At 68.7% G+C, this 23302-nt stretch carries 26 protein-coding genes; 11 read left to right on the top strand and 15 right to left on the bottom strand.

What is annotated here, in order from left to right; genetic code table 11:
* The first annotated feature begins 870 nt into the window (after nt 1-870).
* Entirely contained in the window at nt 871-1143 is a 273-nt protein-coding gene (locus MFF06_RS09130) for a helix-turn-helix domain-containing protein (protein ID WP_238203043.1), read from the top strand.
* Nucleotides 1144-1375: 232 nt separating this feature from the next.
* Here MFF06_RS09130 and MFF06_RS09125 read toward each other — a convergent pair whose 3' ends face one another.
* From MFF06_RS09125 to MFF06_RS09075, 11 genes are all read right to left on the bottom strand, one after another.
* The gene (locus tag MFF06_RS09125; RefSeq protein WP_238203041.1) at nt 1376-1672 is read right to left on the bottom strand and encodes a hypothetical protein; all 297 of its coding nucleotides are present in this window, start codon (nt 1670-1672) and stop codon (nt 1376-1378) included.
* Between the two features lie 150 nt (nt 1673-1822).
* The gene (locus MFF06_RS09120; protein ID WP_238203039.1) at nt 1823-2986 is read right to left on the bottom strand and encodes an acyl-CoA dehydrogenase family protein; all 1164 of its coding nucleotides are present in this window, start codon (nt 2984-2986) and stop codon (nt 1823-1825) included.
* Nucleotides 2987-3117: 131 nt separating this feature from the next.
* Complete coding sequence (locus MFF06_RS09115; protein ID WP_238203037.1) at nt 3118-4119, bottom strand: branched-chain amino acid ABC transporter permease; 1002 nt, start codon at nt 4117-4119, stop codon at nt 3118-3120.
* Between the two features lie 11 nt (nt 4120-4130).
* Nucleotides 4131-5033: a branched-chain amino acid ABC transporter permease gene (locus MFF06_RS09110; RefSeq protein ID WP_238203035.1), complete on the bottom strand. Its 903-nt coding sequence runs from the start codon at nt 5031-5033 to the stop codon at nt 4131-4133.
* A 157-nt stretch (nt 5034-5190) separates the two neighbouring features.
* Nucleotides 5191-6420: an ABC transporter substrate-binding protein gene (locus tag MFF06_RS09105; protein ID WP_238203033.1), complete on the bottom strand. Its 1230-nt coding sequence runs from the start codon at nt 6418-6420 to the stop codon at nt 5191-5193.
* Nucleotides 6421-6470: 50 nt separating this feature from the next.
* Complete coding sequence (locus MFF06_RS09100; RefSeq protein WP_238203031.1) at nt 6471-7181, bottom strand: ABC transporter ATP-binding protein; 711 nt, start codon at nt 7179-7181, stop codon at nt 6471-6473.
* Nucleotides 7174-7929: an ABC transporter ATP-binding protein gene (locus MFF06_RS09095; protein ID WP_442411523.1), complete on the bottom strand. Its 756-nt coding sequence runs from the start codon at nt 7927-7929 to the stop codon at nt 7174-7176. The genes MFF06_RS09100 and MFF06_RS09095 overlap by 8 nt, the downstream gene beginning before the upstream one ends.
* Nucleotides 7930-8057: 128 nt before the next feature.
* The gene (locus tag MFF06_RS09090; RefSeq protein ID WP_238203028.1) at nt 8058-8750 is read right to left on the bottom strand and encodes a GntR family transcriptional regulator; all 693 of its coding nucleotides are present in this window, start codon (nt 8748-8750) and stop codon (nt 8058-8060) included.
* A 145-nt stretch (nt 8751-8895) separates the two neighbouring features.
* A complete protein-coding gene (locus MFF06_RS09085) occupies nt 8896-9675 on the bottom strand; it encodes a HesA/MoeB/ThiF family protein (protein ID WP_238203026.1) in 780 nt (259 codons plus the stop codon).
* Between the two features lie 76 nt (nt 9676-9751).
* The gene (infC, locus tag MFF06_RS09080; RefSeq protein ID WP_238203024.1) at nt 9752-10273 is read right to left on the bottom strand and encodes a translation initiation factor IF-3; all 522 of its coding nucleotides are present in this window, start codon (nt 10271-10273) and stop codon (nt 9752-9754) included.
* A gap of 292 nt (nt 10274-10565) precedes the next feature.
* Nucleotides 10566-11864 carry a glycosyltransferase family 4 protein gene (locus MFF06_RS09075; RefSeq protein ID WP_238203022.1) on the bottom strand — a complete coding sequence of 433 codons (1299 nt, stop codon included), beginning with the start codon at nt 11862-11864 and terminating at the stop codon, nt 10566-10568.
* A 92-nt stretch (nt 11865-11956) separates the two neighbouring features.
* Between MFF06_RS09075 and MFF06_RS09070 the strand changes: the two genes are divergently transcribed.
* Nucleotides 11957-12724, top strand: coding sequence for an alpha/beta hydrolase (locus MFF06_RS09070; RefSeq protein ID WP_238203020.1), 768 nt, complete (start codon nt 11957-11959; stop codon nt 12722-12724).
* A gap of 51 nt (nt 12725-12775) precedes the next feature.
* On the opposite strand, the gene MFF06_RS09065 is transcribed toward MFF06_RS09070, so the two are convergent.
* Both MFF06_RS09065 and MFF06_RS09060 read right to left on the bottom strand, forming a co-directional pair.
* The gene (locus tag MFF06_RS09065) at nt 12776-13060 is read right to left on the bottom strand and encodes a BQ00720 family protein (RefSeq protein ID WP_238203019.1); all 285 of its coding nucleotides are present in this window, start codon (nt 13058-13060) and stop codon (nt 12776-12778) included.
* A gap of 133 nt (nt 13061-13193) precedes the next feature.
* Complete coding sequence (locus tag MFF06_RS09060; RefSeq protein WP_238203018.1) at nt 13194-13622, bottom strand: Hsp20 family protein; 429 nt, start codon at nt 13620-13622, stop codon at nt 13194-13196.
* Nucleotides 13623-14047: 425 nt separating this feature from the next.
* On the opposite strand from MFF06_RS09060, the gene MFF06_RS09055 reads away from it, so the two are divergent.
* The 7 genes from MFF06_RS09055 to MFF06_RS09025 all read left to right on the top strand — a co-directional run bounded on the left by MFF06_RS09055 (nt 14048) and on the right by MFF06_RS09025 (nt 18171).
* Entirely contained in the window at nt 14048-14533 is a 486-nt protein-coding gene (locus MFF06_RS09055) for a hypothetical protein (protein ID WP_238203017.1), read from the top strand.
* Nucleotides 14534-14574: 41 nt separating this feature from the next.
* A complete protein-coding gene (locus MFF06_RS09050) occupies nt 14575-15054 on the top strand; it encodes a Tat pathway signal protein (RefSeq protein WP_370876633.1) in 480 nt (159 codons plus the stop codon).
* Nucleotides 15055-15180: 126 nt separating this feature from the next.
* Nucleotides 15181-15870, top strand: a complete 690-nt coding sequence (locus MFF06_RS09045; protein ID WP_238203016.1) for a MotA/TolQ/ExbB proton channel family protein — start codon at nt 15181-15183, stop codon at nt 15868-15870.
* Nucleotides 15871-15911: 41 nt separating this feature from the next.
* Entirely contained in the window at nt 15912-16400 is a 489-nt protein-coding gene (tolR, locus tag MFF06_RS09040; RefSeq protein WP_238203015.1) for a protein TolR, read from the top strand.
* 4 nt (nt 16401-16404) lie between these two features.
* Nucleotides 16405-17373: a cell envelope integrity protein TolA gene (tolA, locus tag MFF06_RS09035; protein WP_238203014.1), complete on the top strand. Its 969-nt coding sequence runs from the start codon at nt 16405-16407 to the stop codon at nt 17371-17373.
* Nucleotides 17374-17581: 208 nt separating this feature from the next.
* The gene (locus tag MFF06_RS09030) at nt 17582-17908 is read left to right on the top strand and encodes a hypothetical protein (RefSeq protein ID WP_238203012.1); all 327 of its coding nucleotides are present in this window, start codon (nt 17582-17584) and stop codon (nt 17906-17908) included.
* Nucleotides 17909-17916: 8 nt separating this feature from the next.
* A complete protein-coding gene (locus MFF06_RS09025; protein WP_238203010.1) occupies nt 17917-18171 on the top strand; it encodes a BrnA antitoxin family protein in 255 nt (84 codons plus the stop codon).
* A gap of 24 nt (nt 18172-18195) precedes the next feature.
* Here MFF06_RS09025 and MFF06_RS09020 read toward each other — a convergent pair whose 3' ends face one another.
* Entirely contained in the window at nt 18196-19260 is a 1065-nt protein-coding gene (locus tag MFF06_RS09020; protein WP_238203008.1) for an adenylate/guanylate cyclase domain-containing protein, read from the bottom strand.
* Nucleotides 19261-19538: 278 nt separating this feature from the next.
* Between MFF06_RS09020 and MFF06_RS09015 the strand changes: the two genes are divergently transcribed.
* Nucleotides 19539-20378 (top strand): aldo/keto reductase, encoded by an 840-nt coding sequence (locus tag MFF06_RS09015; RefSeq protein ID WP_238203094.1) that lies wholly within the window; start codon nt 19539-19541, stop codon nt 20376-20378.
* Nucleotides 20379-20607: 229 nt separating this feature from the next.
* Here the strand turns inward: MFF06_RS09015 and MFF06_RS09010 are convergent, their stop codons facing one another.
* On the bottom strand, nt 20608-22830 hold the full coding sequence (locus MFF06_RS09010; protein ID WP_238203006.1) for a transglycosylase domain-containing protein: 2223 nt from the start codon (nt 22828-22830) through the stop codon (nt 20608-20610).
* Between the two features lie 228 nt (nt 22831-23058).
* Between MFF06_RS09010 and MFF06_RS09005 the strand changes: the two genes are divergently transcribed.
* The gene (locus tag MFF06_RS09005) at nt 23059-23301 is read left to right on the top strand and encodes a PilZ domain-containing protein (RefSeq protein WP_238203004.1); all 243 of its coding nucleotides are present in this window, start codon (nt 23059-23061) and stop codon (nt 23299-23301) included.
* The last annotated feature ends 1 nt before the right edge of the window (nt 23302 follow it).

Below are 23302 nucleotides of genomic sequence, written 5' to 3'. Positions count from 1 at the left end.
CGCCGGACAGAGGGACGAGCCGCCAGGGCTTTCAGAGCTCGGTGAGACAGAGCCTCCCATTCACACAGCAATTGCTCGTACCGCTCAATGAGACCTCGAAGCTCCGCATCCTCCTCCAGCGAGACAAGCTTCACGGGCAGGATGAGGGAAGCGATCGTCGGGCGTGCGGGATCGTTCGCGCGCGGGCGCGTTCTTGGACGAGGCATCGTCAGTCTTTCAATTGTGAGGGAACGAGGTGTTGAGCCGGGCGAAAACCGCGCCTCGGGCAGCGAGCAGAAGCTTAGCGCACGGTTGGATGTGAGGGAGAGCGACGCGGCAGGCTTCGCCGGGGATAAACGACGAGCCGTGGCTCCACACGCAACGTCACTGATAGATTAGGCGGCGGTGCGGGGCTCGTGAGCTCCGGGGTCGTATCAGAACTCCCCTCCCCTGCCCCCATCCTCACAGTAGCACGCTCAGCTGCGGCTTCCCTGACCTTGGCACGGACCTCCATTGCCGCCTTCAGTGCTTTCGCAGCCTTCCACGTCCCCTTGAGCGCCGACGAAAGACAAATGCGCCACGGCTCACCTGTAACCCGCCGACGCGCTTGGGCAGCGTCGATCGCCACAAGCATGATACCCCGTCGATCATAGGAATTCCCGGCGAGGAGCATTCGACAGTTGACCCCCTGGCTCGCCCGCCTAAAAGCGAGGTCGGCGAAGCCGTACTCTCGAAGGAGACGGTTGCGTTCGCCGGGGGCGAAGTGGATCCGGTCCGAGTGGAGATCGCGTAGGACCGCGGACCATGAGAACGTGCGAGGTCGGGACATCACATTGATCCTTTCGGAGTCTAGTGATCCGATTGGTATCATGAGATCCCACAGGGGTCAACGTGACGCTGAGCGATGTCATCCTGCTAACGGGCGCCCAGATTCGCGCTGCTCGAGCATTAAATCGCTGGAGTGCGGAGGATCTCGCGAAGGCAGCGAAGCTTGGAACTGCAACGATTAAGCGTGCAGAGGCTCAAGACGGGCCCGTGACATCCACTCAAGCGAATGTTGCTGCTATCATTCGAGCTTTTAGAGATATAGGTATCGATTTTATATTCGAAGATAATATTGGCGTTGGCGTTCGCTTCCGCGACGTGACACTCACAGATAAATAGAATCTCAAATTTATAGCATTTGCAGATCGTTCTGCAGATCCCGCACTAATATGGATCGTTTACATGCTCTAGCACTCTTTCTCTCATCTAGGCGTGATGTGGCAGCCTCAATATTGCCCTTGCCTGACTGCCGGTGTGAGCAGCTCGAAAAAAAGGCCCGCCCCATTTACATGGCTGCGGGCTCGCTCGCTTCAGATTTTGGCAGAACGAACCCATTCCGCCCCTTCCGACCTCAGGGACGAGCGCGCTTCGCCGAAGGCGCGTCGCATCCGGCGCAAATCGAGCGCATGGAGTGGTCGAGCTTCGAATCCCGCTTGCGGTCGGCCTCCGATTGCCTGGCGGCATTCGCCTCGAAGCGCTTGCGCGTGGCCTCGAGGGAGGTCGCACCGGAGTCGGGCGTGGCTTGAGGGGCCGGAGCAGTCGCCGGCCGTGGCTGGCGGTGGGGCATCGCCGGTTGGGCCGTCTGCGCGAGGGCGCCGCCCGTCAGGGTCAGCAGGGCGATGGCGGTGGCGGCTGCACGGGAACGCATGCGCATTCTCCTCGAACGCTTCGGGTCTTCGGCGGGGCACAGGGGGTGCCGCGCCGCTGGCGGCTTGCCGCGAGCATAGCGCAGAAGCGGGGGCGGGGTCACGGCCTCGCCTTCAGGCCCCCCTCCCCTCGCCGTCAGTGAACGGGCCGCTCAGAACGAGCGCGGCAGGCCGAGGATGTGCTCCGCCACGTAGGAGAGGATCAGGTTCGTGGAGATCGGCGCCACTTGGTAGAGCCGCGTTTCCCGGAACTTGCGCTCTACGTCGTACTCCGCCGCGAAGCCGAAGCCGCCGTGGAACTGGATGCAGGCGTTGGCCGCCTCCCAGCTCGCCTTGGCGGCGAGATACTTCGCCATGTTGGCCTGGGCGCCGCAGGGCTCTCCGGCATCGTAGAGGCGGCACGCCTCGTAGCGCATCAGGTTGGCCGCCTCGACCTCGATGAAGCTCTCCGCGATCGGGAACTGTACCCCCTGGTTCTGGCCGATGGGGCGCCCGAAGACCTGCCGCTCCTTCGTGTAGGCGGTCACCTTGTCGATGAACCAGTAGCCGTCGCCGATGCACTCGGCCGCGATCAGCGCCCGCTCGGCGTTCAGGCCGGTCATGATGTACTTGAAGCCCTTCCCTTCCTCGCCGATCAAATTCTCGACGGGGATCTCCAGATCGTCAAAGAACAATTCGTTGGTCTCGTGGTTGACCATGTTGAGGATCGGCCGGACGCTCAGTCCCTTCTTCTGCGCCTCATGCAGGTCGACGAGGAAGATCGACATGCCTTCGGATTTCTTCGCCACCTGATCGAGGGGCGTGGTGCGGGCGAGCAGGATCATCAGGTCCGAGTGCTGGACGCGGGAGATCCACACCTTCTGCCCGTTGATGACGTAGCGGTCGCCCTTGCGGATGGCCGTGGTCTTGATGCGGGTGGTGTCGGTGCCGGCCGTCGGCTCGGTCACGCCCATGGATTGCAGGCGCAACTCCCCGGTGGCGATCCGCGGCAGGTACTTCTCGCGCTGGGCCTGCGATCCGTGCCGCACCAGCGTGTTCATGTTGTACATCTGCCCGTGGCAGGCGCCGGAATTGCCGCCGGACCGGTTGATCTCCTCCATGATCACCGATGCCTCGGTGAGGCCGAGGCCGGAACCGCCGTATTCCTCGGGGATCAGCGCGGCCATCCAGCCCGCCTTCGTCAAGGCATCGACGAACTTCTCGGGATAGCCGCGGGCCTCATCGACCTTGCGGTGGTACTCCGCTGGGAAGTCCGCGCAGAGGGCGCGCACCGCCTCCCGGATGTCGCCATGGCTGCCGTGATCGATCGTCTGCATGAACCCGGCCCTCCCGGCCTGTGCCGCGCCTTGCGCAGGCGGGGCATGGTCCCGGGATGGGGCGGGGATGCAAGCGGCGTCGGGTGCGTCGCGTTTTCCCAGGTGGGCAGCGAAGCCCGATTGTCAGGCGATCACGCGGGTTCGGCGGCGGGGCTCGTCTCGGGCGCGGGACGCAGGGCTTTCCGGCGCACCGCTCGCTCGGACCGGCGGCGGCGCAGGTGCAGGAACTCGCCGACGAAGCCGCGCCGGAAGAACGAGACACAGACGATGAAGATGAGGCCGATCACCACCGTCACCAGATCGCCGATCGTGGCGAGGTAATTCTGCAGGCCCACCACGAGCGCCGCGCCCACCAACGGCCCGAAGATGGTGCCGACACCGCCGAGCAGGGTCATCAGCACCACCTCGGTCGAGGTGTGCAGCGAGACGTCGTTCAGGGACACCAGCTGGAACACCAGGGCCTTCAGGGCGCCGGCATAGCCCGCCACGCCCGCCGAGAGCACGAAGGCGATGAGCTTGAACCGGTCGGTGTCGTAACCGAGGGAGGTCGCCCGCGCCTCGTTGTCCCGCACCGCCTGGAGGATTTGCCCGAAGGGCGAGTGGACGATCCGGTCCACGAACAGGAAGCCCACCGCGAAGAGGCCGAGCGTGACGTAGTACATCGTCGTGTCGGTGGAGAGGTCGAGGCCGAACAGGCTGCCGCGCGGGATGCCCTGCAGCCCGTCTTCGCCGCCGGTCCAGCGGAACTGCACCGCCAGGAAGTAGACGATCTGCGACAGGGCCAGGGTGATCATCGCGAAATAGATGCCCTTCCGCCGGATCGCGAGACCACCGATGGCGAAGCCGACCAAGGCCGCCGCCGCGACCCCCGCGAGGAAGGCCGCCGGCATTCCGAGTGGGTGCCCCCCAAAGCGGATCATCAGGGCGCCGGTCACGTAGCCCGCGCTGCCGAGGAAGGCCGCGTGGGCGAAGGAGACGAGGCCGGTGAAGCCCAGTAGCAGGTTGAAGGCGCAGGCAAAGAGCCCGTAGCACAGCACCTTCATCACGAAGACGGGGTAGATGAGCCCCGGCACGAAGGGCACCACGAGGAGCGCGGCGCACAGGACGAGGAAGATCTTGAAGGTCGTGGACATGAGGGCCCCCGTCAGACTTCGCGGCCGAACAGACCGGCGGGGCGCACCAACAGGGCAAGCGCCATGATGACGAAGACCACCACCGTCGAAGCCTCCGGATAGATCACCTTGGTCAGTCCCTCGATCAGGCCGAGCGCGAGGCCGGTCATCATCGAACCGAGGATCGAGCCGAGGCCGCCGATCACCACCACGGCGAAGACGATGTTGAGGAGGTTGCCGCCCATCAACGGCGTCACCTGCATGATCGGCGCCGCCAGCACCCCGGCGATTCCGGCGAGCGCCACGCCGAACCCGTAGGTCAAGGTGATCATCACCGGCACGTTGATGCCGAAGGATTGGAGGAGGCGGGGGTTCTCGGTGCCGGCGCGCAGGTAGGCGCCGAGCTTCGTGCGCTCGAACAGGTACCATGTGCCGAAGCAGATCAGCAGCGAGGCGACCACAACGAAGATCCGGTACTTCGGCAGCAGCATGAAGCCGAGATCCACCGGCCCCTGCAGGATCTCCGGCGGCTCGTAGCCCTGGCCGGAAACGCCGAAGACGTAGCGGAAGCCGCCTTCCATCACGAGGGCGACGCCGAAGGTGAGGAGCAGGCCGTAGAGGTGGTCGAGGTGGTAGAGGCGCCGCAGCAGCGTCCGCTCGATCGCCATGCCGAAGACACCGACGATGAGCGGTGCGATCACCAGCGCGACCCAGAAGTTGATCTGGAAGTCCGGGTAGCCGAGCCAGGGGCCGATCTGCGTCAGGCCGATCCAGGCCAGGAACGCCGCCATCATGAACTGCGCCCCGTGGGTGAAGTTGATGATGTTCAGGAGGCCGAAGATGATCGCGAGGCCCATGCTGAGCATCGCATAGAAGCAACCGCCGATGAGGCCGATCGTCAGCTGAGCCATGAAGGCTTGGAGGGTGATGTCCATCGTGCGGTCACCGGCGGGAAAGGGGGTCGGGGAGAGCGCGCGGAGTGCTGGGCGATTCCGTCATCGCGAGCGTAGAGAAGCGACCCAGGGTTGCGGGACGCCTGGACGTGTGGCGCATCCCCGGATTGCTTCGCTGCCGCTGGCAATGACGGCTGGATCAGCCCTTCGCATTCAGCGGGCAGGCGTCGGAGGGCTTCGGGAACACGTCCTCGCCCTTGAGCACCGAGCGGACGTTGTAGAAGTCCCAATCGCGCTTGGATTCGGAGGGCTTCTTCACCTGGAGCAGAAGCATGTCGTGAACCAGGGCGCCGTCGGCCCGCAGGTGGCCGTTGCGGATCACCGCGTCGTCGATGGTCATGCCGCGCAGGGTGGACATCACCGCCCCGGCTTCGTCGGTTCCTGCCTTCTCGATGGCCTTGAGGTAGTTGAGCGTCGCTGAGTAGACAGCCGCCTGCGAGGCGCTCGGCATCCGCTTCATCTTGGCGAAGTACTTCTCCGAGAAGGCGCGCGAGCGCTCGTCGTAATCCCAGTAGAAGGCTTCCGTCAGGTACATGTCCTGCGCCTTGGCGAGGCCGAGGCTCTTCACGTCGGTGATGTAGGTGAGGAGCGGCGCGATCACCTGCTTGTCGCTGCGGCCGATGCCGTATTCCGCCGCCTGCTTGATGGCGTTGATGGTGTCGCTGCCGGCGTTGGCCAGCGCGATGACCTGCGCGCCGCTCGACTGCGCCTTTAGCATGAAGGAGGAGAAGTCGCCGCCGGGGAAGGGATGGCGGGAAACGCCGAGGACCTTGCCGCCCTCGGCCTCGACCACCGCCGAGGCGTCCTTCTCCAGGGAATGGCCGAAGGTGTAGTCGGCGGTCACGAAGTACCAGCTCTTCCGGCCCGTCGCGAGCAGAGCCTTCGCGGTGCCGGCGGCGAGCGCGTAGGTGTTGACCATCCACTGCGCGTTGAGCGGCGAGCACTTCTCGTTGATCGCCGCCATGGCGACGCCCGCCGAGAGCATCGTCACGCGGCTCTTCTGCTTGGCGATCTCCATCACGGCGAGCGCGGTGGAGGAGGTCGGGAAGTCGGCGATCATGTCGACCTTGCCTTGGTCGAACCATTCGCGGGCGAGGTTGGCGGCGATGTCGGGCTTGTTCTGGTGGTCGGCGGCCACAAGTTCGACGGGGGCGCCCAGCACCTTGCCACCCATCTCGTCGATGGCGATCTGCGCCGCTGCGGCCGAGCCCTTGCCGGTGAAGTCGGAATAGATGCCGGACAGGTCGTTCAGGATGCCGACTTTCACGACTCCGTCGCTGATCTTGCCAGCCTCCGCCGCGAGGGCGGACGTGGCCGCCAGCGCACAGAGGGACACTCTCAGGGTGTAACCGAGCCAATGCCGCCGCATGATTCCCGCTCCCTCTCCGGCCCGAAGGCCCTGAACTCGTCGTCCCGCGCCTACACGCCCAGCAGGCGTCCGACCTCGGCCTCCCGCGCCGCGACCTCCCCGGCCGCGATCTCCGCCGCCACGCGACCATGCTCGATGACGTAGTGACGGTCGGCGAGGTGGCGGGCGAAGTGAAAGTTCTGTTCCACCAGAACGATGGTGAAGCCCCGGCTCTTGAGCAGCGACACGGCGCGGCCGAGCGCCTCCACGATCACCGGGGCCAGCCCCTCGGTGATCTCGTCGAGCAGGAGAAGGCGGGCGCCCGTCGTCAGGATGCGGCCGAGCGCCAGCATCTGCTGCTCGCCGCCGGAGAGACGGCCGCCGTAGCTGTCGGCCCGTTCCGCGAGGTTGGGGAACATCGCCAGCACCTCGGCCACCGCCATGCCCTCGGGGCCGAGGCGGGGTAGCAGGGTGAGGTTCTCCTGTGTCGTCAGGGTGCGGTAGATCCCCCGCTCCTCGGGGCAGTAGCCGATCCCGAGACGGGCGATCCTGTGGGTGCTCAGGCGGATCGCCTCGGTGCCGCGCACCTTCACCGATCCCGCCCGCCGGTCGGTGAGCCCGAGGATCGCCTTAAGCGTGGTGCTCCGCCCGGCGCCGTTACGGCCGAGCAGCGTGATGCACTCGCCCTCGCGGACCGTGAGATCGACCCCGTGCAGGACGTGGCTTTCGCCGTACCACGCCTCCAGGCCGCGAACCTCCAGGACGGCTTGCGTCTCAGGCATGACCGCCTCCGAGGTAGGCGGACTTCACCGCCGGGTCGTTGGAGACCTCGCCGTAGCTGCCCTGCGCCAGGATCTCGCCGCGCTGGAGCACCGTGATTGTGTGGCAGAGGTCGGAGACCACCGACATGTTGTGCTCCACCATCAGGATCGTGCGCCCTTGCGCGATCTTGCGGATGAGCTGCTTGATCCGGTCGACGTCCTCCAGGGCCATGCCCTGCGTCGGCTCGTCGAGGAGCAGCAGCGGCGGGTCGAGGGCCAGCGTCGTGGCGATCTCCAGGGTCCGCTTGCGGCCGTAAGAGAGGTCGGCCGCGTTCGCCTCGGCGTAATCGGCCAAGCCGACCTCGGACAGCAGCTCCATCGCCCGCTCGTTCAAGACGCTGAGGGAGCGGATGGAGCGCCAGAATTGGTATTGCGTGCCGAGCCGGCGCTGGAGCGCGACCCGCACGTTGTCGCGCACGCTCATGTGCGGGAAGGTGGCCGAGATCTGGAAGGACCGGACGATGCCGCGCCTGGCGATGGTCGCGGGCGTGTCGGCCGTGATGTCGGTGCCCTCGTAGAGGATGCGGCCGCCGGTGGGACGGTGAACCTTCGTGAGCAGGTTGAAGACGGTGGTCTTGCCCGCCCCGTTCGGTCCGATCAGGGCATGGATCGTGTGCCGTTTGACCTGGAGCGCCACGTCCCGAACGGCGGTGAAGCCGCCGAACATCTTGGTCAGCCCCTCAGTTTCGAGCGCGCAATCCGACACGATTCTCTCGTCCCCGCCTTGTTTTGTAGATTGTATAAAATCTGCGGGAGGTCAAGCGGGCCGTGCGGGATTCTGCCACAGCGGGTGCGGGTGTCGGGCTGCTCCCTGAGGCGCCCTCCCCCGGCGAACGCCTATTCCGCCAGAGCGCGCCGGTAGATGGCCACGAGGGAGGCCCCCGCGTGCTCGATATGCGTGCGCAGCAACTCGGCCGCTTCCTCCGCCCGGCCGTCCTCGCACAGGGTGACGATCTGGGTGTGCTCGCGATCGGCCCGGGCGACGTCGCCGGAGGCGCTGAGTTGCAGGCGGGTCGGGCGGTCGCAATCCTGTAGCAGGCCCGAGATGATCGTCAGAGAGCGCGGGCGTCCGGCGAAACGCAGCAGTTCCAAGTGAAAGCGTCGGTTCAACTCGCCCCACCGTTCCACTTCGCCAGCGCTGAGCGCCTCGCCGTATTCCCGGGTGAGACTGTGGAGCGCCGCGTAGTCCGCCTCGCTAAAATGCGGGGCCGAAAGGAGGAGCAGGGGAGGTTCGAGCTGTACGCGCAGCTGGAAGATGTCCTCGACCTCCTCCACCGAGAGGCCGGCGACGACGGCGCCCCGGTGGGGCACGATCTTCACGAGACCGGCGGCTTCGAGTTGCAGCAGGGCCTCGCGGATGGGGATGCGGCTGATGCCGAACTCGTCGGCCAGGGCGTCCTGGCGCAGCTGGAAGCCGGGCGCCAAGTCACCGTTGAGGATGCGCTGGCGCAGCGCGTCGGCCACCGCCGCCGACACGGTCTTGTGCCGCAGCCGACTGGGCGCCGCCTTGAGGGAGTCCGCCGGGGGCATCGCGACCTCGCAATCTTCGTATATTTTATCCGAAGCGTGGGGGACGGCAAGCGGCGTTTGGCGCACGCCCGGACGCATCGGGCACGGTGCGGTTCGGAGGGTGTGGCGCCGGAAGCCGTCAGCCGAGAGCGTCCCGGTCGGACGCTCAGGATACGGTCGTGCCGGTGAGCGGATTCTCCGGGTCCCAGCCGTAATGCAGCGTCTCAAAGCGCATGGAGCGGGCGTCGATCATCAGGAGGCGGCCCACCAGCGGCTCACCGAAACCGGCGATGGCACGAATCACCTCCATGGCCATCAATGAGCCCATCACGCCGGCCAGCGCTCCCAGCACGCCCGCCTCGGCGCAGGGCGGCACGCTGCCCGGCGGCGGCGGGCTCGGGAAGAGGCAGCGATAGGTGGGGTTGGGGTGGCCGTCCGGCCCTGTCTCATGCGGCCGGAGGGTGGTCAGCGTCCCGTCGAAACGCCCGAGTGCCGCCGTGACGAGCGGGCGGGCGGCGGTGAAGCAAGCGTCGGAAACGAGGTAACGCGTCGCGAAGTTGTCAGAGCCATCGGCGACGACGTCGTAGCGGGCGATCAAGGCAGCGGCATTCGCCTCGGTCAGGCGATGGGGATGGCCCTCCACCGAGACATGGGGATTGAGGCGCGTCACCGCCTCCGCCGCGCTCTCGACCTTGGGGCGGCCGACCGCGGCGGTGTCGTGGATCACCTGTCTCTGCAGGTTCGACAGCGAGACCACGTCGTCGTCGACGATGCCGATGGTCCCGATGCCGGCCGCGGCGAGGTACTGGATCAGGGGAGCGCCGAGCCCGCCCGCGCCCACGACCAGCACACGTGCCGCCTTCAGGCGCGCCTGTCCGGGCCCCCCAATCTCCGCGAGAACGAGGTGGCGGGCATAACGCTCGATTTCGTCGGACTGGAGGGCCATCGATAGCCTGCGGGGCGAGGGCGCCCCGCGCGAGAAAGGACGCGCCGCCTGGACGGACGGCGCGGAGAGCCGGGCGTCAGCGCGGGGCCAGAATCATGATCATCTGGCGGCCTTCGAGCATCGGCTCGCTTTCCACCTTCGCGATCTCGGCGGTCTCGTGCTTCACGCGCTCGAGGAGCTTGAGGCCCAAATCCTGGTGCGCCATCTCGCGGCCGCGGAAGCGCAGGGTCACCTTGACCTTGTCGCCTTCCTCGAAGAACCGCTGAACGGACTTCATCTTGGTGTCGTAGTCGTGCTTGTCGATGCCGGGGCGGAGCTTGATCTCCTTCACCTCGACCGTCTTCTGCCGCTTGCGGGCCTCGTTCTGCTTCTTCTGCTCGTTGAAGCGGAAGCGCCCGTAATCGAGCAGCTTGCAGACGGGGGGAACCGAGTTCGGCGCGATCTCGACGAGGTCGAGCCCGACTTCTTCGGCCATCGCCAAGGCGTCGAAGAAGGGTACGACGCCACGGTTCTGCCCGGTGTCGTCGATCAGCTGCACGTCCCGCACCCCGCGGATGTCGCGGTTGGCGCGCGGCCCGTCCTTTTGCGGGGCCGGCATGGCTCTCATCGGTCTACGAATGGCTGTGTTCTCCTGCTTCAACGACAAACGGCGGCGCGGACGACCCCCGAAAGGGACTCCTCACCGCCAGCCGTGCCGGTCTCCCCGGGGTCTGCCACAATGCCGCAACTCGGCCCCAAGTCAACAACACGGTGTGACCAAACGGCTTATCGGGCATCGCCCGGGAGGCTGAATTGTTCCGTCACACCCGTGATTTCGGGTGTGAATCGGTGAGTTGCAAGCCTCCGGGGTCCGGCCTCGGAGACAAGCCTTGCCGCGTCTCACCGTCCGCTCACCGCCCGCGCGCGAGGAGCTCCGCGTAGACGCCGAGGGTGTCGTCCACCATTCCTTCGAGGGAGAAGTGCGCCTCCACATGGGCTCGGCAGCGGCGGGCCAGGGCGTCCCGGGCGCTGGCTCCGAGCGTTAGCGCCTCGGTGAGGGCAGCGGCGAGCGCTTCGGCATCGCCCGCCGGCACGCGCCATCCCGTGCGCTGGCTCGCCACCACGTCGGGCGGTGCGAGCACCGTCTCAGGCACCGCCCCGAGATTCGAGACGACCACGGGCGTGCCGAGGGCCTGCGCCTCCACCGCCGCCCGGCCGAAGGCCTCAGGCTCGATGGATGGTACGGCCACGACCGAAGCCGCCCGGAACGCCGCCGGCATGTCGGTGCAGTGGCCAACGCGGCGCACCATGTCGGACAGCCCCAGGCCGCCGACGAGGGAATCGATCTCCCTCTCGTAGGAGACCCGTCCCTGGGGATCGCCCGCGAGGACGATGGCGAGGTCGCGGACCCCTGAATCCCGCATCCGCGCGGCGGCCTCGATCAGGACCCGATGGCCCTTCCAGGCCGTGAGGCGCGCCGCCAGCAGCACGATCCGCTCGTGCGGGGCGACGCCCCAGGCCCTCCGGATGGCCTCGACCCGGTTCGCACCGACGGCGTGGGGGTTGAAGGCGGCGAGGTCGGTGCCACGATAGATCACCCGCACCCGGTCCCCGGCCTGCTCGGGGTGCAACCGACGAATGAGATCCGCCGTGTAATGGGAGTTCGCGATGACGACCTCGCCCCGGGCCATCACCGAATTGTACAGCACCTTCACGCCGGTCCGGCCCGAGTAGCTGCCGTGATAGGTCGTCATGAAGGGGATGCCCACACGCCGCGCCGCGCCGAGCGCCACCCAGGCCGGAGCGCGGGAACGGGCGTGGATCAGCTGGACGCCCTCCCGGCGGCAGAGCGAAGCCAGCGTGGCGGCGTTCAGCGCCATGCGCAGGGGGTTCTTCGCGGCGGCCGGGAACCGGATCCAATGCCCGCCCTTCGCCTGCAGTTCGCCGACGAGACGCCCGCCCTCGGTGGCGACCAGCGCGCGCGCACCGGCGGCTGCGAGCCCTGCGGCCACATCGACGGTGGTGCGCTCCGCCCCGCCCGCCTCCAGCTCCGGGATGATCTGAAGGATGCAGGCGCCGGCCAGCCGGCCCTGCGCGCTCGGGAACCGCGTCACCCCCCGCGACACCTCATCCACGGACGACCCTCCCCCGAGGAGCCGCCCGAACCGGGCCGATTGCTGCCACGTATACACGCCGAGACCTGTCCGCATGGATGCAGCATCGCCGCCGCGCTTTACGGTCCGGTAAACGGACCCTGAAGCTTGAGCGTTCAATTCCGCGAAAACTAAGGAGAGATCGCAAGATGACGGAGCCCGCTATGAAGTTCCTGACGGTGGAGGAGCACGGTCCGGCGCGGCGGATCGCGGTCCAGGTCCGGGAGGGAGCGGGACCGGCGGTCGTCTGGCTCGGCGGCTTCCGCTCGGACATGACCGCCACCAAGGCCTCGGCGCTCGACGAATGGGCTCGGGACGCCGGACGCCGTTTCGTCCGGTTCGATTACGCGGCCCACGGCGCCTCCAGCGGCACGTTCACCGATTACACGATTTCGGCGTGGCTCGCCGATGCCCGGGCGGTGATCGCCGCCCATGCGGGGGATGCACCGGTCCTCGTCGGCTCGTCCATGGGTGGATGGATCGCCTGCCTCGCCGCCCGTGAGATGATCGCGGCGGGACACCCGCCGGCCGGGCTGGTGCTGATCGCCCCGGCTCTCGACTTCACCGAAGATCTGCTGTGGACGAAGCTGACGCCGGCGCAGCAACGGGCCATGACGGAGGCGGGAGAGGTGCGCGTACCGAGCGAGTACGATACGCGGCCCAACGTCCTGACGCTGGCCCTCGTGGAGGACGGCCGCAAGCATCTGATGCTCGGCGGCCCCATCGACTTGCGGTCGCCGGTTCACATCCTCCAGGGCGGACGCGACCCCGACGTCCCGGCGGCCCACGTCTTCCGGTTCCTCGACAAACTCCCGGCGGAGGGGACGGTGATGACATACATCGCCGACGGGGATCATCGCCTCTCGCGCCCCGAGGACATCGCCAGGCTGGTCTCGGCGGTGGCCGGGATCGTCTGATCGCCGGGGCCCCGGGCGGGCGATGCGCCCGCCGGGCCCCCGGCCCGTACCTCAGTGAAGGCTTACCGGCTGCAGATCCTGCGCCAGCGCGTTGGCCAGGACCGCGTCGCGGGAATCGGCCAGCATGATGGGCGCACCGCTCGCCGACAGCAGCGCGAAGAGGTCGAGGCCCGGAGTCAGCGCCGGGGCCTGCGGGAAGAGGCGCCGCACGTCCTCCGACCGGATGGGTCGGACATAGGCGATGTGCCCTTCGCCGAGGATCGCCAGATCGGCGGGCTGGAAGGCAGCCGGATCGAGGTCGGCGGGCGTCAGCGGAGCGGTGTTCAAGTCGGTCATCGAGCCCTCCAATGAGGCAGAGCGGCGATCCCGGTCCCAACGGGCGACCAGGGCCGCCACTCGCATGTGGGGACGGATCGCGGCCCAATCAATTGCCGACTGCGTGGCGGAGCACCGCGCGCACCGCCCGGCGTCACTCGCGGGCGCCGATGTCGATGCGCCGGACCACGCGTTCGGGTTCGGGCCGGACGAGATCGATGGAGAGCAGGCCGTTCGAGAGGTCGGCGCCGAGCACCTCCATGCCGTCCGCGAGGAGGAAAGCCCGCTGGAACTGGCGCGCGGCGATTCCCCTGTGGAGGAAGTGCCGCTCACGGTCGTCCACTTGGCGCCCGCGGACCACGAGTTGATTCTCTTCGAGCATGACGTCGAGTTGCTCGCGGGTGAAGCCCGCCACCGCCAGGGTGATCCGGAGCCGCTCCGGTTCCTGCTCCGTGCGAGGCACGCGCTCGATGTTGTAGTGCGGGTAGCCGTCGCTCCCCGATTTCGCCACGCGGTCCAGGGCTTGTTCGATTTCGTCGAAGCCCAGGAGGAACGGGTGCCCGAAGGGCGAGGGTCGGCTCATCGCGGCAGTCTTCCTCCCATGGAGCCCCGGACCGGCGAACCAGACGCCCCCGGCCGATGGGCGCCCCGGCGCCATGGAGCCCGCAATGCGCAGCACTCCCCCCGGACCGATCGATCGGGGCTGCCGAGATATGGCCGAGGGGTCCGGAGCCATCAAGGGAGCGTATCACGGAGAGAGCCGACGGGAGAGGAAACAACCCGCGCGGGTGGGCATCGCGCGGCCCGGCAAGGTTCGGGGCGATCTCGCGAATCGGGCGGGTCGCCGCCCTGCCGCGCTAACAGTTTGGAACCGCTCTGATATTTGCTCTGGCTCTTGATGCGCGGTCCGGTTCCCGTTACCTCCCGACACCGAACGCGGTCGCCCCCGGCTCCCGCGGGGCCCGCCCCCACCCGCGCGCGGCCCGTGCTGTTCGGCGGAGGTCTTCCTTGCACGAGTCGAGCGCGCCCTCCGGGGCGGCGATGCAACGGGTCGGCGACGCCTGTGGTGACGAGGCCGAGATTCTCGCCCTCTCCGTCGCGCGGTTCGTGGCGGCCGGCTACATGACCGGCGACGTGGCCTGCTGGGACGCCGCCTTCAACGGCGCCGAGGCGCTGCTCGGAGCCGTCGAGGGTCCGAGCTTCGTGGCGAAGGTCGTCGGGATCGTCCGCGCCCTGCGGATCGAGCGCGACGGCGATTGGTCGTTCATGCCGGCGAGTTGCTGCCGCCTGACCGGCCACGAATGCGCCCTGGTGGCCCTGATCGGCCGGGGACGCCGGGGCCGCTGGGACGAAGTGGCGCAGGGGGCAGCCTCGTTGGCGGGGCGAGAGACCGCGCCACGTCTGGTGGCGGCCATCCGGGCCGCCGCAGGCACCATCAACTCCGCCGCCACGCGGCTCGTGCCCGCGCGCCCGGCCTCCGCCGTGCTGCATTGACGGGGCCCGGCGGGTTGAAACGACGAGAGGATGTCAACACGGTGCTGAGCGAGACCTTCACCTTTTCCCGCCCCGGCCTGCGCCACACGGCCCGTTCGCTCGCGCTGACGGCGGCGGTGGCGCTGGCGGCATCGGCGGTTCCGGCATCCGCGCAGGAGGGCGGCGCCGAGAAGGCCGCGCCGATCAAGCTCCAGCTCAACAAGGCCGAGACGGCGGGCGACGCCTGCCGGATCACGATGCTGGTCGACAACAGCCGTGGTGGCGCCTTCAAGAGCTATAAGGTCGATCTGTTCGCCTTCGACACCGACGGCGTGGCCCAGAAGCGCGTGGCGGTGGAACTCGGGCCGATCCCGGCGCGCAAGACCACGATCAAGATCTTCGATTTCGCGGGCATCACCTGCCAGAAGGTCGGCCGCGTCCTGTTGAACGACGTGCTGGCCTGCGAGGGCGAGGGCGCGCGCGACACCTGCCTCGAGCGGACGGAAACCGAGAGTAAGGCGACCATCCCGTTCGACCGCTGAGGCGGTCGCACGCACCGGAAGTTTATGGGCCCGGCGGGATCCCGCCGGGCGCGAAGGGCTTTTCGTTCGACCCGCTTGTCGGGTCGGCGCGCCCAACCTCAACGCAAGCGACGCGAGGAGCCCGACATGGACCCGACCCAGGCCGCCCCGATCGAGGCCCACGATTTCTCCTTCCTGGGGTTGTTCTTCCAGGCCGACCCCATCGTGAAGGGCGTGATGATCCTTCTGGTCATCGCCTCCATCGCCTGCTGGACGGTGGTGTTCGAGAAGATCGTGCGGCTCACCGCCGCCCGGCGCCAGGCCAAGGCTTTCGAGACCATGGTGCGCACGGGCGGTACCCTGGACACGACGCTCCCCGGCTTGGCCGGCCACGTGGTCAACGCGGCCGTCGAGGCATGGCGTGACCAGGACGCGAGCGAGACCCGTGCCGAGCGCCGGGAGCGGATCGAGCGGGCCATGCGGGTGGCGCTGGGCTCGGAGATCAAGCGGTTGAAGACCGGCCTGTCGCTTCTCGCGACCTCCGGCTCGACGGCGCCCTTCGTCGGCCTGTTCGGGACCGTCTGGGGCATCATGAACTCGTTCTCGTCCATCGCCCGCAGCCAGGATACGTCCCTCGCCGTCGTCGCGCCGGGCATCGCCGAGGCGCTGTTCGCCACTGCCATCGGTCTCGTCGTCGCGATCCCGGCGGTGATGGCCTACAACAAGCTCACCGGCGACGTTGGCGCCATCCAGAGCCGCTTCACGACCGGGATCGCCCTCCTCGGCAACCGCCTGGCCCGCGACCGCGGCGCCCAGCATCGCGCCGCCGCCGAATAGGCCGCGGGCGAAACGACGCGGGGAGACGAAAGGGCAAGCCGATGGCGATGGGTTCGATCAGGTCCGGCGACGGGATGGGCGACGAGGACGGCCTCGACGACGCCCCGATGGCCGACATCAATGTCACGCCGATGGTCGACGTGATGCTGGTGCTGCTGATCATCTTCATGGTCGCGGCGCCGCTGATGACCACGGGCGTGCCGGTGCAACTGCCGAAGACCTCCGCGCCCAAGGTGGCGCAGGCGAAGAAGCCCCTGGAGGTCACCGTCGACAAGGACGGCAATCCCTCCATCGCCAAGGAGGTCCTGACCATGGACAGCCTCGTGCCGCGGCTGAAGGAGATGGCCGCCGAGAACAAGGACCAAGTGATCCTCGTGCGCGGCGACCGCGACGTGCCCTACGGCAAGGTGATGGAGGTGATGGGCCTCGTCGGTCAGGCCGGGTTCTCGAAGGTCTCCCTCGTCGCGCAGGCGCCGAGCGGCGGATCCGCCGCCGCGCCCTCCCCCGCCCCCGCAGGGACCGCCCGCTGAACCGATGACCGCGCTGACCTCGACGGCCCTGTCGCGCCGCCCGACCGGGCTGGTCGCCGCCTTCCTCGTCGCCCTGATCCTCCACGGCCTCGTGCTGGTGGCGCTGATGGTGCTGCGCCTCGCGCCGCCCGCTCCCGTGGGCGAGCAACTGGTGACGGTCGATCTCGCCCCGGTGATGGCCGACGCGCAGACCCAGGCGCCCGCCGAGCAGCAGGCGAGCCAGGAGGCGCCGCCCGAGGCGAAGCCCGTCGAGGAGCCGATCGAGGAGGCGATCCAGCCCCCGCCGCCCACCGAGATGGCCGAAACCCCGCCCGAGGCGGTTCAGGCGGTCGAGCCGCCGAAGGAAGCCCAGGTCGAGGAGCCCCCGAGCCAGGTGATCACCTCGACCGCACAGCAGGCCGAGCCCCTGGCGCCTCCCCCGCCCGAGCTCGCCAAGACGGTGATCGAGCCCGATCCCGAGAAGGTCAAGGCCGAGCGCGAGGCCCGCCAGCGCAAGATCCGGGAGGAGAAGCGCCGGGAAGAGGAGCGCAAAGAGCGCCTGGAGGAGATCAAGGAGGCCCGCGAGAAGGCCAGGGAGAAGGCCGCCCGCGAGGCACGGACCAAGGCCGCCCAGGCCCGCGAGGGTGCGGCGCGGGAATCCGCCGCCGCCTCCCGGGCGAGCAGCGCGGGCCGTGCCGCCGCGGGCAACGATCCGGGTGCGATGGCTCAGTGGAAGGGCGCGATCAGCGCCGCGATCCACGGCCGCATGAACGCGAACGCGGCTAGCGGCACCTCCGGGGGCACGGCGGTGGTGCGCTTCACCGTCACCCGGTCCGGTCAGGTGGTGAGCGCGGGCCTGTCGTCGTCGAGCGGCGTCGGCGCCATCGACAGCGCTGCCTTGTCGGCGGTGCGTGGCGGGATGCCGCCCGCCCCCGCCGGGGTGACGATTCCGAGCCTGTCGGTGACGATTCCACTGGCGTTCCGCACCCGCTGAGCAGTCTTCACACCTCCCGGATTCGCCAGACCCGTGGCGCTCATGCTAAAGGCGTTAACATTCCGGCTTAATCGGTCCGCCCTCCGGCGGATCGTGCGGGCCGGGTGATCCGGCCCCTTCCGCCTCTCTCGAACAGGCCGGACCTCCCCCGATAGCCGCCCCTTGCGGGGCGGTCCCTCATCCGTCGGGGCAGGACGAAAGGGATACAATGAGCGACGACATCGAGACCGACCTCGACGAGGCGGAAGAGGTCCGCGCTGCCGAGACCGAGGCCCGCCTGCGGGCTGAGAACAAGGCCGAGCGCGCCGAGCGGGCCGAGCGCATGGCCCGCGAGGGGGCCCAGGCCATGGCGGAACATCTCGCGGCGCAGGTCGCCGTCGATGAGCGCACCAAGCGCCTGCGCGCCCTGCGTCTCGCCAAGGAGGCATCCGACGCCCAAGCCGCCGCCACCGCCAAGCAGGAGGCCGACGAGGCCAAGGCTGCCAAGGAGCGGTCGCGCAAGGCGGCCAGCCGCAAGACGGCCAAGAAGGATTGACGCGGCCCATGATCGACTCCCGCGATCGCCGCCGGCCGACGGATGCGCGTGCCGCCGCCGAGGCCGCCTTCCGCAAGGCGACGACCAAACCCGCCGCCGCTGCTCCGGCTCAGCCCGCCGCCCCCGCGGCGGCGCCGGGCGTGCGCGAAAGCGTGACCCTGCGGCTCGATAGCCAGGTGCTGGCCCACTTCCAGAAGGACGGGCCGGGTTGGCAGGACCGCATCAACGCGGCGCTCAAGGCGGTGGTCGCGCGGGACGCCTGATCCGGCGCGACCCGGCGCTCGGCCCTACCGAGCGGCCGCGAGCCTCGCGTTCTGGTGGGGCAGGTGTGCTGCAACGCCCCGCTCCAACGTCGCCACGGCGAGGGGTGCCCCCCGGCCTCGAAGGGCGTGGGACCCCAGCGACCGGGCGCGGATGCCCGCGGGCAACCGGCCGAGACGGTCCAAGAGATCCTGCGAGATCAGGTTGTCGACGCCGAGCGGGCGGCACAGGGCTTCGATCCGCGAGGTGACGTTCACCGCGTCGCCGAAATACGCGATCTTGTGCCGGTCGACGCCCACTTCCGCCGTGACCACCGACCCGCCGTGAAGGGCGGCGCGCAGGCGCGGCACCGTCCCGAAGCGCGCCTTCCACGCGTCGGCATCGGCCTCGATCCGGTCGAGAACCGAGAACAAGCACCCGACGCAGTTGCCCTCCTTCAGGCCGCGATGGATCGGCCAGGTGATCATGGCGAGGTCGCCGATATAGTCGTCCACCGAGCCGTCGTGCCGCCGCACGGGCTCGGCGAGGGCCGCGAAGACGGCGCCAAGGTATTCCTGCGCCCGCAGGTCGCCATGGGCTTCGGCGAAGGCGGTGGAGCCGACGACATCGAGGAACAGAAAGATCCGCTCCTCCTCGACGGGCCGGTGATAGCGGCCGATCATGAAGTTCACGAAGACCTCGCCGCCGATCAGGTCGCGCATCCGCACCACGAAGACGAGAAGCGCGGACACGGCCAGGGAGTAGGCGAGGACGCGCGGCGTCAGACGCGAGGCGGTCTTGAGGTCGTCGTTGGTGAGGCCGAGCGTCCAGACCACCAGACCCCCGAGGGCGCAGCCGGCCGCAATCATCAGCACATAGGCGAATTCCGCCGCCGGGACGTAGGCCCAGGCCGGCCAGCGCCGGATCCGTGCCTGCAGGCCGGCTAGGATCAGCCCCCGATCGAAGGCCAGCACCGCCACGCCCATGCAGAGGCCGTAGGTCAACCCGGCGAGCGGCGACTCGCCGGCGGCGAAGACGAAATTGTAGAGCAGCCCGGCCAGCCCGGCCGCGAGCACGATGAGAATCCAGAACCAGCGGTGCGGCGGCAGCATTCAGCACACCTCCAGGCATCCGCCATCGGCGACAAGTCCGTTCTTCGCACACCAGTCGAGCGTCGGGGACACGGTCGCGGCCCTGGCCAAAAGTCTACGAATGCGCGTAGCGTCGCGATCTTGCTCACCCGCCCATGATGGCGCGATTAAGGCGTCGGCGGCGGCGGCCGGCCTCCTTCGCCGTGACCGGCCCGGCGCGGCGTCAGGCGGGAGCCTATCGCGGTGCCGGGTATTTCAATATGCCCGACCAACAGGGCGTCGAGCAGGGGGACGTCGAGATGCGCGCGAAGGGCTTCGGGGCGGCACGCGTCTCCGTTCCAGTGATCGGACAGGGGACGTGGCGGATCGATACCTTCGACCGGTCGCGGGCGATCCAGGCCCTCCGGGCGGGGATCGACGCGGGCATGACCCATATCGACACCGCAGAGATGTACGGTGACGCCGAGGTGATGGTGGCCGAGGCCATCGCCGACTGCCGGGAGGAGATCTTCCTGGTCTCGAAGGTGGTGCCGAGCAACGCGACGCGGCGGGGTGTGGTGCGCGCCTGCGAGGCTTCTCTGCGGCGCCTCGGGACCGACCGTCTCGATTGCTACCTGCTCCATTGGCGGGGAAGTCACCCGCTCGCCGAGACCATCGCCGGGTTCGAGGATCTGCGGCAGGCGGGCAAGATCCTGTCCTGGGGCGTCAGCAACTTCGACGTGCCAGACCTCGAGGAGGCCCTGGCCATCGCGGGGCCGGACCGCATCGCCTGCAATCAGGTCTACTACTCGCCGTCGGTGCGGGCGATCGAACACGCGGTCCTGCCCTGGTGCACAGCCCATGGCGTGGCGCTGGTCGGCTACTCCCCCTTCGGCAGCGGCGATTTCCCGGAGCCCGCGAGTTCCGGCGGGCGCGTGCTCCAGGGCATCGCGGAGGCCCACGGCGTCTCGCCCCATTCCGTGGTGCTGGCTTTCCTGCTGCGACTGCCGAACGTCTTCACGATTCCCAAGACCGCCCGCGCCGACCGGGCCGTGGAGAACGCCGCGGCGGCCGACATCCAGCTCAATTCCGCCGAGATCGCCCTGATCGAGTCGGAATTCCCGCGTGGGCCGAAGCCGCGCATCCTGCCCATGCTGTGATAGCCCGACCGGGCCGCTGCCCCGGAGCGTCACCCGTCATCCAGGGAGGCGCCCCAACGCAAAAGGTTCCGCTGCCCCGCTTTGCGTCGCTTCGCCCATGAGGGCCGTGGACCGGGTGCGAGACAAAAAATCCCGGAAATCGCGTCAGTCCTTTGTCTCCACGTCGGATTTTCCGACCTCCGCTGACGCGTCCGGTCGGATCGACTCGCGGGCAGCGTTCGGCAATTCGTCAGTCGATCCCGAAAAGCTTCTCGAAGAAGTTCGGCTCCGCGCGTTGCTGACGGCGGCGGGGCGCTTCGGCCTGGGGCTGGGGCGCGGGCGCCCGGGTGTCGCCGAAGATCTGGTTCAGGATGGCTGCCGGTCCCTCGCTCGCCACGGAGGCCGTCGTTTCCGGCGCCCTGCGCCAGCGGTTCATGTTCGGCAGCGGAACGGGGTTCTGACCCTTCAGCGCCTGGCTCATGTAGGTCTTCCAGATTTCGACGGGCAGGTTGCCGCCCGTGACCTTCTTGGTGACCTCGCCGTCGTCGTTGCCGAGCCAGACGCCGGTCACGAGGCTTCCGGAGAAGCCGATGAACCACGCGTCCTTGTAGTCCTGGGTCGTGCCGGTCTTGCCCGCGAGGTCCCAGCCGGGGATGTCCGCCTTCTTCGCCGTGCCGGAGACGAAGGTCTCGTGCATCATGGCGTTCATCATCCCGTCCGCCTCGGGCTCGATGACCCGGCCAAGGCCGCTGTCCGAGCGCTTGTAGAGCACCTTGCCGTCCGCGCCCTTCACCAGGGCGACGACGTAGGGGATCACCCCTGTGCCGCCGTTGGCGATGGCACCGTAGGCGCCGACCATCTCCAGCAGGGTGACCTCCGAGGTTCCCAGCGCGATCGAGCCGTTGGCCTGGAGCGGCGACGTGATGCCGAGGCGCTGGGCCGTCTGCACCACGGTCTTGGGGCCGACCTCCTGGCCCAGCCGGACGGCGACGGTGTTCAGCGATTGGGCCAGGGCCGTCCGCAGCGTCACCGGACCGGTGTAGCGGTGGGAATAGTTCTCCGGCGCCCAGTTGCCGATCTTCACCGGCGCATCCTCCCGCACCGTATCGGGGGTCATCCCGTGCTCGACGGCGGCGAGGTAGACGAAGGGCTTGAACGACGAGCCCGGCTGGCGTTTCGCGTTGGTGGCGCGGTTGAACTGGCTCTGGGCGTAGTCCCGCCCGCCGATCAGGGAGCGGATCGCCCCGTCCGGCCGCATGGACACGAGGGCGCCCTGGCTGACGTTGTAGCGCGCGCCCTGCTTGTTGAGTTCGTCGACCAGGGCCCGCTCGGCCATGGCCTGCTGGGTGGGATCGACGGTGGTCTGGACGGTGATGTCGGTCTCGAACTTGCCGACGTAATCGTCGAGCACGTCCATCACGAGGTCGGCGACGTAGTTGGCCGAGCCGCCGCCCCGGACGCTTGCGGGCCTCGCCGGCTGGGCCAGGGCGACCTTCGTATCCTGGGCCGAGGCGAAACCGAGTTCCTGCATCGCCGCCAGCACCTGCGCCGCGCGGGCCTGGGCGGCGGGAAGGTTGCGGTTCGGCGCCAGCCGCGACGGCGCCTGGACGAGGCCGCCGAGCATCGCGGCCTGGGCAAGGCTCACGTCCTTGGCCGGGCGGCCGAAATAGCGCTGCGCCGCCGCCTCGACGCCGTAGGCCCCGGCGCCGAAATAGACGCGGTTGAGGTAGAGTTCGAGGATCTCGTCCTTCGTGTACTTGTGCTCCAGCCAGAGGGCGAGGATCGCCTCCTGGATCTTGCGCGAGGCCGTCCGTTCCTGCGTGAGGAACAGGTTCTTGGCGAGCTGCTGCGTCAGGGTCGAGCCGCCCTGGGCCACGCCGCGCCGGGTGAGGTTCTGCCCGATGGCGCGGACGATGCCCACGGGATCGATGCCCATGTGGCTGTAGAACCGCCGGTCCTCGATCGCCACGAAGGCGCGGGGCAGGTAGGGCGGCAGTTCCTTGATGGAGACGGTCCGGCCGCCGGTCTCGCCCCGGTTGGCCAAGAGCGAGCCGTCACTCGCGAGAATTGCGATGTTCGGCGGGCGCTTCGGTACCGAGAGCTGATCGATCGGGGGAAGCTGCGAGGCGTGATAGGCGATGAGGCCCGCGAGGCCGACCACCGCCCACAGGCCAAGGACGACGACGCCGTAGACGAGGCGGCCGAGCCACGACCGGCGGCGGGCTCCGCGCCTGGCGCCCCGCGAGGTGCCCGAGCCTTTGCCCGAGCCTTGACCCTTGCCGCCCCGCGCCCTGGAGGCGCCCCTGCCCGTCCGCCCGCCCACGCGTCCCTCGCCCGTGTCCGCTTCGCTCCTGCCGGTGCCGCCTCCGGCCCGGTCCTCCCGCGAGAGGCGCAGGTCGAGGTCGCCGCGCGCGCCGGCCCGGCCCTCCGGAACGTCGAAATTCGGCTCGGTCCTGCCACGCTTCTGCGCCATCGATTCCCGCTTCGCAGTCCGTCCGCTCGCGTGGCGAACCCTGGAACCCCGTCGGCTCCGCGCGTCGGCCCGATGTCCGCCAGAGGGGACATCGCCGCCTGCCGCGACGGTCCGAGAATGGGCGTCGTGAGACGTCGTAAATGCGGCGGTTTAAGGGGCCGTTAAGGCAAACGGACCGACACCCTGGCGGGCGGGCGAGCCCCGGTGCCCCGCGATGCGAGCAAGGTCATGGCCGAGGATCGTCGGGGAGCCCCCCGCCGCAACGCCTTCACGATCGGCGCGGTGGAAACCGGCGACGGCTCGCGCGAGTGCCTCGTCTGGGACAGCAGCGAGACCGGCGCCCTGATCGAGATCGACGAGCCCGGCCTCCTGCCCGAGACGGTCGGCGTGAGGGTCACGGCGGAGGCGCCCCTCCGGCAGGCGACGGTGGCGTGGCGCGAGGGCAAGCGGGTGGGACTCACCTTCGGATAGT

This window comes from Methylobacterium aerolatum (genome assembly GCF_022179085.1).
GTDB classification, from domain to species: domain Bacteria; phylum Pseudomonadota; class Alphaproteobacteria; order Rhizobiales; family Beijerinckiaceae; genus Methylobacterium; species Methylobacterium aerolatum.
This window is presented reverse-complemented; position numbering and strand designations above follow the sequence as displayed.